This is a genomic window from Actinoalloteichus caeruleus, from assembly GCF_049311605.1.
Taxonomy (GTDB): domain Bacteria; phylum Actinomycetota; class Actinomycetes; order Mycobacteriales; family Pseudonocardiaceae; genus Actinoalloteichus_B; species Actinoalloteichus_B caeruleus.
Window position 1 is genome coordinate 5,610,551 of the sequence record NZ_CP186005.1, and the last position, 12,587, is coordinate 5,623,137.

Consider the following 12,587-nt stretch of genomic DNA (forward strand, 5'->3'; position numbering starts at 1 on the left):
GGCGTCAACCGGGGCGCGTCCACCTCGGCCGCGCATCCGACCGCGCCCCCGGGACACGGGGTACCGGGAGTCAGCTCCGCTGGCCGCTGCCGTCGGGCGGATTCAGGTCGGCCAGCCGACGCTGCCAGCTCTCCCCGTGCGGGACCAGCGTGGCCAGTCGGACGTCGTCGTCCCGCCGCCGCAGCCGCACCAGCAGGTGCTCCTCGGCGAGCTGCTCCGCCGTCCCGGCGCCCCACTCCACGACGACGAGGCTGTCGGAGAGGTCGCTGACGAGGTCCAGGTCCTCCAGCTCGGCGAGCCCTCCCAGCCGGTAGGCGTCGACGTGGACCAGCTGCACCCCGCGTCCCTCGGGGGTCGGGCGGTGCACCCTGGCGATGACGAACGTCGGCGAGGTGACCCGGCCCGTCACCCCGAGGGCCGCCGCGACGCCACGGGCGAACACGGTCTTGCCGGCGCCCAGCGGCCCGTCGAGCAGGATCAGGTCGCCGGCCAGCGCCACCTCGCCGACGCGTCGCCCCAGCCGCTCGGTGTCCTCGGGCGTGGGCAGGTCGACCGACCAGTGGCCGGTCCGTGTCCCCGTCGTGTCGCTCATCAGCCTTCCCGTGCCTCGTGCTGGTCGAGAGGTGTGCCCGTCCCGTACCGGTGGTGGGCCCACGCCCGGGCCGGCCGGTCGTGGTTGGCGATCCGGTGGAACCCACCATGCCTCCGCGGTGAACGCCGCGCCAGCGATGTCCCCCGTTCCAACACCCACCGGGTCCCGGGACCCCGCCGCGCCCGGGTCACCGACCGCTCCGCTGCCGGCCGCGGTGCGACTCCCGGTTCTCCACCACCCGGCGGATCAACCCGCGCAACGCCTCGGTGGTCAGGTCGGAGCGCTCCAACATGACCATGTGGCCGGCACCGGCGACGCTGACGAACTCGGCGTCCGGCAGTTCCGCGGCGATGATCTCCGAGTGGGAGAAGGGCGTCACCCGGTCGGCGTCCCCGGCCAGCACGAGGGTCTCGCAGTGCGCCAGGCCGCTGAGGGCCGCCACCCGGTCGTGGGTGGTGAAGGTGTCCACGAAGTCGGCGAACACCCGCATCGGCGTCGCCTGGATCATGTCGTACATCAGGTTCACCAGCGCGGGGTCCACCGACTTGTCGCCGAAGGCCACCGCGCGGGTCGCTCCCCAGGTGAGGTGGTTGCCGGCCCGACGGGCCGCCTCCAACAGCTCGGGCTGCCAGTCGGCGAACCTCCCGAGGCCCCGGGTCACCGGGTTGCGGCGGGAGAGCAACGTCCTCGGCAGGCCGCTCTTGCCCACGTCCCCGGCCGCGGTGCCCACCAGGGCCACCCCCCTGACCAGTTCCCCGAAGAGTTCCGGTTGCTGTTCGGCTAGGGCCATCACCGTCATGCCGCCCATCGAGTGGCCCACCAGGACCACCGGGCCGGTGGGCGCCGCGACCCGCAGCACCGCGGCCAGGTCCCTGCCCAGCTGCTCGATGGTGGCGGAGTCGCGGCGACCCCGGCCGGAGCGGCCGTGGCTGCGCTGGTCGTAGAGCACCAGCCGCACCCTCGGTGACTCCGACTCCGGCAGGTCCCGCCGCTGGAAGTGCCAACACCGGCGGTCGACCACGTACCCGTGCACGAGGACCACGGTGACCTCGGCCCCGCCACCGACCGGGTCGATCTCCTCGACCGCCAGCGGCAGCCCGTCGTCGGCGGCGACGGTGTACTCGCGGTCGGCCGGCGACACCCCGAGCTCGGCGAGCTCACCGCGTTCCCGCAACGCGGCGAACCTGGCGCTCTGGGCGGCGGCGCCCACCACCGCACCGCCGAGGGCGGCACCGATCACGCCGCCGACCATGCCGACCACCTGCCAGGGCCTCACCGGCGACGCTCCTCGCGGACGGCCCGCACCGGGCGCGGGGCGCCGGTGACCTCGAACCGGTGGCCTCGCGGCCGGTACATCCCGGTCACGATCTCGTAGTTGATGGTGCCGATGGCGTCCGCCCACTCACTCGCGGTGGGTTCTCCGTGGTCCCCCGGCCCGAAGAGCACCACCTCGGTTCCCTCGGACACCGCGTCGTCACCGCAGTCGACCACGAACTGGTCCATGCAGACCCGACCCGCGATGGGGCGACGTCTGCCGGCCAGCCACACCGACATCCGCCCGGAGATCGCCCTGGGCACGCCGTCGGCGTACCCGACCGGGACGAGGGCCAGCGTCGTGTCCCGCTCGGCGGTCCACGTGTGCCCGTAGGACACCGACTCCCCGGCCCGGACCCGTTTGACCAGGGCCACCACCGACCGGAAGGTCATCGCCGGCCGCAGCGGAGGTGTCGCGGCCTCGGGCACCGGGTTGAGACCGTAGATCGCGATCCCGGGGCGCACGAGCTCGAAGTGCAGGTCGGGCCGGGTCAACGTCGCTGGGGAGTTCGCCAGGTGCCGGATGGGGTCGAGCCCGGCGGCCCTGGCCGTTCGGTACGCGTCCTGGAACCGTTCCGCCTGGCGGTCGATGGAGGGGTGGTGGGGTTCGTCCGCGCAGGCGAGGTGCGACCAGACGGCCACGACCCGGACCAGGCCCGCGCGTTCGGCGTCCGCCGCCGCGCCCACGAGGGCCGGCCAGTCCTCCTCGGTGGCACCACCCCGGGACAACCCGGTGTCGATCTTGAGGTGGATGCGGGCCGCGCCACCCACCTCCGCGGCGGCGGCGATCACCGCCCGCAGGGTGTCGAGGGTGGCCACGGACAGGTCGATGTCGGCCCGGACGGCCTCGGTGAACGTCTCCCCGGGCAGGTGCAGCCAGCACAGCACCGGGGCCGTCAGGCCATGCGCCCGCAGGTGCAGGGCCTCGTCCTGGGACCGCACACCCAGCCAGCCAGCCCCACCGCGCAGGGCCGCCCGCGCCGCCGCGACCGCGCCGTGCCCGTACCCGTCGGCCTTGACCACGGCCATGGTCCCGGCGCCCGACCGGGCCGCGATGGCGACCAGCAACTCGACGTTGTGCTGGATGGCCGTCGTGTCCACCACCACGTCCGCCCGGGACAGTGGCGCGTCCTGTTCTGCGCTCATGACGACTCCATGGTGTCACGACGAGGAGCCGGGTCCCGGCAGGCGGGCCGGGTTCGGGGCGACCGCTGGTGTCACGGCAGCAGTCCGGCGGAACGCCGCAGCACCCGGATCGCCTCGGACACCGAGGGGACCAGCGCGGACGCCCCGATCGGCGCTCCTCGCGCCGCGAGTTCCCCGGCCAGTTCGTGGGCGCTGGCCGCCCAGGCGGCGGCGAGCGCCGGTTCCGCCCCCGAGGCCAGCAGGGCACCGATCATCCCGGTCAGCACGTCCCCCGACCCCGCGGTCGAGACCCAGGACGAGGTCGAGCGGTTCACCAGGACGTGGCCGTCCGGGTCCGCGACGACCGTGGTGTTCCCCTTGAGCAGGACCACGCAGCGGAACCGGCGCGCAGCCCGGCGGACGGCGTCCACCCGGTCCGTGCCGACCTCGCCGACCAGGCGGGTGAACTCGCCCTCGTGCGGGGTCAGGACCCACGTCGTGTCGGGGTCGTGGAGGTCCCACAGTTCCTCGTGCCGCGCCAGGAGCGTGATCGCGTCGGCGTCCAGGCACGTCGGCAGCCCCGCCGCGAGGACCTGTTCCAACACCCTCCGCCCGGTCTCACCGACCCCGATGCCCGGTCCGGCGGCCCAGGCCTGCACCCGCCCCGCGTCCTCCACCGACCCGGTGACCACCACCTCCGGCCAGGTGGAACGCACGGCGTCCGCGGCCGGTCCGGCGTAGCGCACCATGCCCGAGGTCGCCGCGACGGCCGCTCCCGTCGCCAGCACCGCCGCCCCGGGGAACACCGAGGAGCCGGCGGCCACCCCGACGACGCCCTGCGTGTACTTGTCGTCGGCCGGCCCGGGCACCGGCCAGCCCAGCCCCACGTCGTGCCGGTCGAGCGCCCGGAGGTCCGGCTCACCCAGCTCCGGGCCGAGACCGATGTCGACGACCCGCAGCTCCCCGACGTGTTCGCTTCCCGGGCCGAGGAGGTGCAGGGGTTTGCGCGCACCGAAGGTGACGGTGGCGGTGGCCCGCACCGCGGGCCCGGGCACCGCTCCGGTGTCCGGGTCGACGCCGCTGGGGAGGTCGACCGCGAGGACCGGGCAGGACAGCCGCGAGACCACCTCGGCGGCGACCGGTCGCAACGGCCCGGACGCGGAGATCCCGACGATCCCGTCCACCGCCAGATCGGCGGCGGCCAGGCGGGGGGTCACGGCGGTCACCTCGTCGTGGTCCCCGACCTCCACCACTCGGCCGCCGGTCCGGCGCAGGGCGGCCAGCCCTTCCGGGTGGGCCCGGCCGGGAGCCAGCAGCAGCGCCGTGACGTCCACCCCACGGCGGCGGAGGAAGGCGCCGGCCCACAGCGCGTCCCCGCCGTTGTTGCCCGCACCCACGAGGAGCACGACACGTCGACCGCTGGTACCTCCGGTGTGCGCCCGCAACATCACGGCCGCCTCCACCGCGACCCCGTACGCCGCGCGCCGCATCAGCCGGGCGGACGGCACCCGGCGCAGCAACCGGTCCTCGGCGTCCCGAACCCGCGTCGTCGTCCACGCACCCCGCACTTGCCCTCCCGCTGGCCGCAGTTCGGCGGACCGGACGGCCCGGCCGAGGTGGGGGAGCGCCCCCGTGGACCGCCCCGGTCGGGGGCTACCCGCGCACCACCGTCCTCACCCACCGCGTCCAGCCTCGCGCAGGGCGACGGGATCGGGCCAGCCCCGCCGGGCGCCCCCGCGACCCACCGAGCGCGAGGTCACTCCACGGTGACCGACTTCGCGAGGTTGCGGGGCTTGTCGACGTCGTACCCCTTGGCGCGGGCGATCTCCGCCGCCAGCACCTGGAGCGGGATCGTCGACACCAACGGCTGGAGGAGGGTCGGCACGGCCGGGATCTCGATGAGGTGGTCGGCGAAGGGGCGCACGGTGTCGTCGCCCTCCTCCGCGATGACGATCGTGCGCGCCCCCCGCGCCTGGATCTCGCGGATGTTCGACAGCAGCTTCGAGTGCAGCACCGCCCGCCCCTTGGGGGAGGGCATGACCACGACGACGGGAAGCCCCTCCTCGATCAGGGCGATGGGGCCGTGCTTCAGTTCCCCGGCCGCGAAGCCCTCCGCGTGCATGTAGGCGAGTTCCTTGAGCTTGAGCGCGCCCTCCAGGGCCACCGGGTAGCCGACGTGCCTCCCGAGGAAGAGGACGGCCTTCGCGGTGGCCAGGTCCCGCGCCAGCTCCCGCACCTGGGGGGCGGTGCCCAGCACCGTGGACACCGCCTGGGGCATGGCCTCCAGCTCCGCGAACTCCCGCGCGACCTCGTCCGGGTACTTGGTCCCGCGTGCCGAGGCCAGGGCCAGACCCACGAGGTAGTTGGCGGCGACCTGCGCGAGGAAGGCCTTCGTGGAGGCCACGCCGATCTCCGGGCCCGCGTGCGTGTACAGCACCGCGTCGGACTCCCGGGGGATCTGGGCGCCGTTGGTGTTGCACACCGCGAGCACCCGGGCCTTCTGCTCCCGGGCGTGGCGGATCGCCTCCAGGGTGTCGGCGGTCTCACCCGACTGGGAGACGGCGACGACCAGGGTGTCCCGGTCGAGCACCGGGTCCCGGTAGCGGAACTCGCTGGCCAGCTCGACCTCGACCGGCAAGCGGCACCAGTGCTCGATGGCGTACTTGGCGACCAGCCCGGAGTGGTACGCGGAGCCGCAGGCCACGACGAACACCTTGTCGATGTCGCGGAGGTCCTGGTCGGCGAGCCGCTGCTCGTCCAGCACGACCCTGCCGTCCACGAAGTGGCCGCGCAGGGTGTTGGCGAGCGCCTCGGGCTGCTCCTCGATCTCCTTGAGCATGAAGTACTCGTGGCCGCCCTTCTCGGCGGCGTCCATGTCCCAGTCGACGTGGAAGGGGCGTGTCTCGACGTCCACGCCGTGGAAGTCGGTGACCCGGTACCCCGCGTCGTCGATCTCCACCACCTGGTCCTGGCCCAGCTCGACGGCGTCCCGCGTGTGTTCGATGAAGGCGGCCACGTCGGAGGCCACGAAGGTCTCGCCCTCCCCCACGCCCACCACCAGCGGGGAGGACCGCCGGGCCGCGATGACGCGTCCCGGCACGTCGGCGTGCGTCACGACGAGGGTGAAGGCGCCCTCCAACCGGCGGCAGACGGCGCGGACGCTGGCCGCCAGGTCACCCGCCGTGCCGTGGTCGTCGACGCCGTCGTACGCCCTGGCGATGAGGTGCGCGGTCGTCTCGGTGTCGGTGTCACTGGCCAGCTCGACACCGGACCGCTCCAGCTCGGCACGGAGCACGCCGAAGTTCTCGATGATGCCGTTGTGCACCACCGCCACCCGACCGGTGGTGTCGACGTGGGGGTGGGCGTTGCGGTCGGTGGGGGCGCCGTGCGTGGCCCACCGGGTGTGGCCCATGCCGGCGGTCCCGCGCAGGCTGTCCCGCCCGACCTCGTCGAGCCGGGCCTCCAGGTTGCCCAGCTGGCCGGCTCGCCGCTCGACCGCCAGGCCGCCGGCCCCGTCAAGCACCGCGACCCCGGACGAGTCGTAACCGCGGTACTCGAGACGGCGCAAGCCGTCGAGCACCACGTCAAGCGCCTGCTTGTTCCCGACGTATCCCACGATTCCGCACACGCCGAACAGGGTAGCTAGCCAACACTCCGTCACCGGACCGGTCAGCCCCTCGGGTGACGGCGCTCGCGTCGCCGACCCGCCGCCGCGATGCCTCGGATCGAGTGAGGTGGCTGTCAGGTGGGGCGCGACTGCCCGGAAGCGTCGATCATCGACTACCGTCGCCCCTCATGGCCCGCTTTGCCAAGAAGCTGATCGCCGAACTCAGCCAGCCAGGACCGCACGGCGTGCTGCGCGGGGACCTCGCGCTGGTCGGACTGCCGGGGACGGTCGTCACACCACGGCAGGGGCTGGGCCTTCCGGCGGTCGCCTTCGGGCACGGGTGGATGCAGCCGACCCGCCGCTACCGCGACCTGCTCCGCCACCTGGCCTCCTGGGGCTTCGTGGTCGCCGCCCCCGCCACCCACCAGGGATTGCTGCCCTCGCACCGGCTCTTCGCCGCCGACCTCCACACCGCGCTGGAGGTGTGCGCGAAGGTGCGGCTGGGCACCGGGGACATCAGCGTCGACCCCGACCGGATGGGAGTGGTGGGGCACTCGTTCGGCGCGGGCGCGGCCGTGCTCGCGGCGGCGAACTGGCCGGAGATCAGGGCCGTCGTCACCCTGGCCGTCACCGAGACGCGGCCCTCGGCGATCAACGCGGCGCGGGACTGCGGGGCGCCGGCGCTGCACCTGGCCGCCGAGGAGGACCGGATCGCTCCCCCCGTGGCGATGGCCGAGCCCGTCTCGCACGGCTGGAAGGGCCCGGTGCAGCTACGCACCGTGCGCAAGGCCAACCACCTGACCTTCGCCGAGGGCCGCCACTGGACGGACCTGTTGATGGACGGCCGGCCCCGGCGCCAACACGCGGACCTGGTGAAGGCCCTGACCACCGCCTTCCTGCTCCGCGTGCTCACCGACGACCGGCGCTACGACACGCTGTTGGAGACCGAGGTGAAGGGCGCGACCCTCGACTACAGCCGTGGCCGGCGGCAGGACCGGGGCCGTCTCCCCGCCTGACCCGCCTCCACCGCCGCCCAGCCGGGCGGGCCGGACCGGGAAGGGCTCCACCTCCCAGCCGGGCTCGCGCCATCGCGGGGCGCCTGACGGGCGCGGGGCACGGGTACGTGACTGACGGGTGCTGACCGGCCCGGCGCCGGAGCGGGCGGCTGTGGTCCCTGACGCCGGCATCCGTGGGCGACGGTTCCCGGTGGTGGGCGGGGACCACCGACCTCCGCCCGAGCTCCCAGGGGCAGGGCGGGGCGCCGGGACGGCGGCCGCCGCTCGCCGGGCACTCCCACGGACCGCCCACCACGGCGATGGGCGGGAGACCACCCCGGCCATGTCGGGTGGGGCGCCGAGGGCGCCCCTGCCACAGCTCGCCGGGTTCCCCGGCGGCCACCCGACGTCCCGACACCGCACGACCGGGACCCGGCCCCGGCGGGACGGCCGGGACACCAGCGCGCCCCGGCCTGGCCGATCAGTGCAGCCAGCCGCCCTCCGAGTAGTCCTCGTCCTCGTCGTCGTCACGCCGCCGCCGGGACGTCAGGGGCGGCCCGCCCAGGCCTGGCCGGGGGGCACCGGGTGACGGCGCGGCCGGGCCGGCGACCGGGACGTCCGGCCGCCGGGGCTCCGGAGCCGGGGCCGGCTCGGCGGCCGGACGCGCCGGCGGGTGCCCGACGGGCGCCCCGCCGTACTGGTCCGACGTGGGTTCCTCGTCCTCCGGGCCGAAGGCGAACTCCCCGCCACCGCCCCGCTGGGTCGCGGCGGAGGTGTCCCAGCCGCCGGCCTCCTTCCGCCGCACCGCGCTCTCGTGCAGCCGCTTGGCCACGGCCGCCGCGTGCGCGAAACGCTGCTGGGTCTGCTCCCGCAGCTTCTTCCGGCTCTCCGTCACCCGACGTTCGAGGAGGGCACGCCGGTCACCGTGCTCCTTCGTGATCCCGGCCAGGCGGCCCTTGGCCGCCGCCAACCGCTCCGCCGCGCTCATCCGGCTCCCCCGCTCCCACCGACCGCGACACGGTGGTCCCCGTCGTTCATCGCTTGTCCTCCCCGTCGAACAGCGACCGCATCCGGCTCGCCTTCTCCGCGGCCTCGTTGGCGTCGAAAACGTCCTGGTGCTGGACCCGCCACTGGCTGGGCCCACGTTCCTGGTCCTGGCCGCCCTGGCCCCCCTGACCGCCGCCGCCCATCATGCCGCCGCCCATCATGCCCATCCCGCCGCCCTGGCCGCCGGCTCCGCCACCGCCCTGGCCCGCCGGCCCGAAGGGGCCAGCGGCGTGCGCCTGCTGGCCGTAACCAGGCTGGCCCTGTGGGCCGAACTGGCCCGCGCCCTGCTGGCCGGTCTGCCCGGCCTGGCCCGGTTGACCACCGTCCGGCATGGCCGCGAAACCGGCGCCGGCGGGCCCACTCGCCTGCGGCGTCGAGGTGTTGGGCAGGCCGCCCCGGTACTGGTCGCCCTGCCCGTGCTGCCAGGAGTCCGAACCCGGCCCCTGCCAGGGCTGGTTGCCGGCCTGGTGGGGCTGAGCCCCCCACGAACCGTGACCACCATCCGAACCGGGGCCGAAGGCGAACGGCCCGTCGGGTCCACCAGCGGGGCCACCGCTCATCCCGCCCATCAGTCCCTGCGGGCTGACGGAAGGGGGACCACCGGCAGGAGCACCCGGACCGCCGGGGCCCGAACCGGGGCCGAAGCCCTCCTGCGGGCCGTACCCGCCACCCGGTGGGCCGTACTGGCCTGGTCCCCAGCCGCCGGGAGCGGAACCGCCGCCGGCTCCCGCCGGGGAGACCGCGCCCGGCCCGGAACCGCCGCCCGGCGAGCCCGGCTCCCAACCACCGCCAGCGGGGGCGGGTCCGCCGCCGAAGCGTCCCGGTTCCTGCCCCCAGCCGCCCCCGGGCGGCGCGCCCGGTGTCGGGTGGTTGCCGATCGACGGGTCGTGCCCCGGCACCCCGCCGAAGGAGGGAGGTGGGCCGCCAGGGGTCGGTCCTCCGACGAAACCACCGGCCGGCGGAGCACCCGGAACGGCACCGGTGCCCACCCCGGTGTGCCCCTGGTCGGCCGGCCCCCAGGGAGCCGCGGCGGCCGGAGCCGAGTCGGGGCTGGTCCACTGACCCGCACCGCCGAAGCCCGGGGCGGAGGCGGGCAGGGTTTCGGCGGTCGGTGCCCGAAGTCCCCCTTCGGCCGGCATCGTCCGCATCCCCTCGCCGGGCTCACCCGGAGTCCGGAACTCCGCCTCCGCCGGCATCGTCCGGAAGCCGTCCCCGCCCTCACCGGGTCCCGGTCGCGACGGTGCTCCCGGCAGGGAGGTACCGGCGGCGCCGCCGCCCGCACCGCCATCCGACGAGCTCGGGTCGAAGTGCACCGCGTAGGACTCCCGGGAGCCGTCGGGCCCCACCACCGTGACGTCGAAGCGCCCGTCCTCGCCCTCGACCCGTTCCACCGTGACGGTGCCGCCCCCGTGCTCGATGGTCGCCACCCCGTCCGGCCCTGGGCGCAACGGGATGGGCTGGCCGGGCGGGGTCGTGCCCGGGCCGCCAGGGCCGTACGGCTGGTTCTCGACCTCGGGACGACCCTCATCGCCCAGTTCGGCCGGCAGGGGGGTGAGCTGGGGCGTGCCGTCGTCCCCGAAGTCGACGACGTACTCGGTGGACTGCCCGTCCTCGCCCTCGACCTCCAGGTGCACGGTGCCGTCCTCGCCCGGCTGGAGGGAGAGCCCCTCGTTCGGTTCGGGCAGGGTGACGCGTCCGCCGGGTTCCTCCGGGGTCACCTCCACCGGTTCCGGGTAGATGCCGCCCCCGAAACCCAGCGGGTCCTCGGGATCCGGCGCCCCGTCCTCCAGACCCAGCGGGTCCTCCGGCACCTCGGGGATCTCCGGCATCTCCGGTGGTTCCGGCATCTCGGGCATGTCCGGTGGGCTTCCGCCACCACCGGGCATCTCCGGGATCGGCGGCATGCCGCCGCCCTCCGAGCCGCCCCCGCCGCCCGGCATCCCCCCGGGCGGCATCCCGCCGGGCATCCCTCCCGGGTCGCCGGGCGTCCCGTCCCCGCCGGGGAAGCCGTCCGGGGTGAAGGGCATGGCCTCGACGTCCTGGAACGGGTTCTCGAAGTCGGCCAGGTAGTCGGTCAGGGCCCGCCAGGAGTCATCGACCGAGTCCCGGACCGTGTCGCAGTACTCCAGGAAGCTCGAGTAGAGCGTCTCGTACTCGGCGGTGAAGGACTCCCGGATCCAGCGCCGGCACTCCCGCTGCGTGTAGTCCTTCGCCTCGTACCCCCAGCTGCAACCACCGAAGGTACCGCTGATGTCAGAACCGGTCTGCTGGTCCAGCCAGCCGGCGACGACCTTGGCCTCGTCCTCGGTGATTCGATCGGTGTCCTTCGCCGCGATCGTGATGATGTTCTCGGCCATCCAGTGGGTGGCCTCGCCCATCGTGTCGGTGTGGCTGTCCAGGGCGTACTGCGCCTTGTCGACGACCAGGCCGTGCACCGTGTCCATCGAGGTGGTCAACAGCTCGGCGCCTCCGCCGAGCGCCTCGGACAGCTCGACGCCGTTCGGTTTGATCTTGTCGGCGTGGTGCTGGCGAGCGGTGTCGGCGGCCTCCCCGTCCCAGGTGCCGAACAGGGTCTCCAACTTCCGGTCCACGGTCGACAGGGCGTCGTCCACCGCCGCCTGGGACGCGGAGAGCCGTTCGGCGTCCTCCCGCATCTTGCCGAACTGGATGCCGTTCTGCTCCCGGTAGCGCTCCAGGATCTCCGGGTAGGGGTTCCCGCCCGGCAGGCTGTAGGGGATGGTGTCGGCCGGGCACTGCGCGAGGAGCTGCCCGAAGGTGTCGAAGAAGCGGAGGCCGGCCTCACCGGGGTCGAGCACCTCGTCCGAGGTGTCCACCCCACCAGCCTGCCCCGGAGGCGTGATCCGGTCGAGATCGCGCTGCCCCTCGCTGATGGCTTCCCGCGCCTGTCGCTCCTGGTATCCGCGGTCGTCCTGCTGCCTGCGGGCCTCGTCCATCACCGAGTCGAGCTGGTCGGCCAGGAACCAGGGCGGAAACCCGCTGACGTCGTGCTCGGCGAGGTACCGGTCCAGCTCCTCCGGCTCGTTCGCGTAGCAGACGTCCTCGGCACCGGGGTAGGCCTGTCGATGGGCCACGTAGGACCGGAGCAGCAGCTGCTTCGTCTCGTGGTCGACGTTGGGGTCGTCGAGGATGGCCTTGGTCTCGGCCCAGTCGCGGTTCCCGCTCACAGGTTGCCTCCGGCGTTGGTGACGGTGGAGGTGTTGGCGGCGTCGTCGGCGGCGTACCCCTCGGCGGACGCGGAGATGTTCATGGCGAAGGCGCGCAGCACCCCGACGAAGGCGGCCCCGCTCTCGGCGAGGACGCCCACTCCCTCCGCGTAGGGTTGCGGCGGGTCGACGTGGACCACGCCGAACCCGCTGGCCTGCGCCGGCCCGGTGTCCTCCAGCACCGACTCCGCGTCGTCAGCCGCGCTCTCGATCCCCCGCGCTGCCCGCGACATCGCTTCCGTATCGGTCCCGTAGCCCGCGGCCACTGGCACCAGCCTCCCCTGTCTCCTGCCGGAGCCCCTGCTGCCTCGCTGTCGGTGTCCGGCACCACCGCGTGACGTGCGACGCGCGTGAACATTCCCTGGTTCCCGATCGTGTCAGACCGATCAGCACCACAGGGTGGACTTACCGCTACTCCTTGCAGGTGTGAACACCGCGTGAGCCTCACCGGCGCCGGTGGCCACCACCAGGGAGTTCGCTCGCCTCGACCGCCGCGCCAGGCGGAGCGGCGCCCGGAGGGCCGCGAATGCCCGTGGCAGCTCGGGGTGGCGTCGTGGACGAGGGCCGCCCGGCGACCGGGCCCGGTCGATCCGGAGCCCGAAGGGCCTGCCGGGCGCTGGCACGCTCCCTCGGACGACCCGCAACGACGTCCAGGCTCGCGGTAGCGAACGACCGCGCTCGGG

9 protein-coding genes are annotated in these 12,587 nt (G+C 74.4%); 1 reads left to right on the forward strand and 8 read right to left on the reverse strand.

Going from position 1 to position 12,587, the window contains the following annotated elements; translation table 11 throughout:
* Positions 1-70: 70 nt before the first annotated feature.
* The 5 genes from tsaE to glmS form a co-directional block, all read right to left on the reverse strand.
* Positions 71-592, reverse strand: coding sequence for a tRNA (adenosine(37)-N6)-threonylcarbamoyltransferase complex ATPase subunit type 1 TsaE (tsaE, locus tag ACOJVX_RS23070; protein ID WP_051314125.1), 522 nt, complete (start codon positions 590-592; stop codon positions 71-73).
* Between the two features lie 187 nt (positions 593-779).
* Positions 780-1,868: an alpha/beta fold hydrolase gene (locus ACOJVX_RS23075; protein WP_026419481.1), complete on the reverse strand. Its 1,089-nt coding sequence runs from the start codon at positions 1,866-1,868 to the stop codon at positions 780-782.
* A complete protein-coding gene (gene alr, locus ACOJVX_RS23080) occupies positions 1,865-3,052 on the reverse strand; it encodes an alanine racemase (RefSeq protein WP_418152974.1) in 1,188 nt (395 codons plus the stop codon). Before alr ends, ACOJVX_RS23075 begins: the two co-directional genes overlap by 4 nt.
* 71 nt (positions 3,053-3,123) lie before the next feature.
* Complete coding sequence (locus ACOJVX_RS23085; protein WP_422647090.1) at positions 3,124-4,599, reverse strand: NAD(P)H-hydrate dehydratase; 1,476 nt, start codon at positions 4,597-4,599, stop codon at positions 3,124-3,126.
* A gap of 188 nt (positions 4,600-4,787) precedes the next feature.
* A complete protein-coding gene (gene glmS, locus ACOJVX_RS23090; protein WP_026419484.1) occupies positions 4,788-6,659 on the reverse strand; it encodes a glutamine--fructose-6-phosphate transaminase (isomerizing) in 1,872 nt (623 codons plus the stop codon).
* 167 nt (positions 6,660-6,826) lie between these two features.
* Between glmS and ACOJVX_RS23095 the strand changes: the two genes are divergently transcribed.
* The gene (locus tag ACOJVX_RS23095; protein WP_035292502.1) at positions 6,827-7,654 is read left to right on the forward strand and encodes a dienelactone hydrolase family protein; all 828 of its coding nucleotides are present in this window, start codon (positions 6,827-6,829) and stop codon (positions 7,652-7,654) included.
* Between the two features lie 460 nt (positions 7,655-8,114).
* Here the strand turns inward: ACOJVX_RS23095 and ACOJVX_RS23100 are convergent, their stop codons facing one another.
* Genes ACOJVX_RS23100 through ACOJVX_RS23110 form a run of 3 tightly spaced genes read right to left on the reverse strand, consistent with a single transcriptional unit; the run spans position 8,115 to position 12,176 of the window.
* Complete coding sequence (locus ACOJVX_RS23100; RefSeq protein ID WP_030104454.1) at positions 8,115-8,621, reverse strand: hypothetical protein; 507 nt, start codon at positions 8,619-8,621, stop codon at positions 8,115-8,117.
* Between the two features lie 46 nt (positions 8,622-8,667).
* Complete coding sequence (locus tag ACOJVX_RS23105; RefSeq protein WP_337662261.1) at positions 8,668-11,865, reverse strand: WXG100 family type VII secretion target; 3,198 nt, start codon at positions 11,863-11,865, stop codon at positions 8,668-8,670.
* Complete coding sequence (locus ACOJVX_RS23110) at positions 11,862-12,176, reverse strand: hypothetical protein (protein WP_155886199.1); 315 nt, start codon at positions 12,174-12,176, stop codon at positions 11,862-11,864. Before ACOJVX_RS23110 ends, ACOJVX_RS23105 begins: the two co-directional genes overlap by 4 nt.
* Between the last annotated feature and the right edge of the window lie 411 nt (positions 12,177-12,587).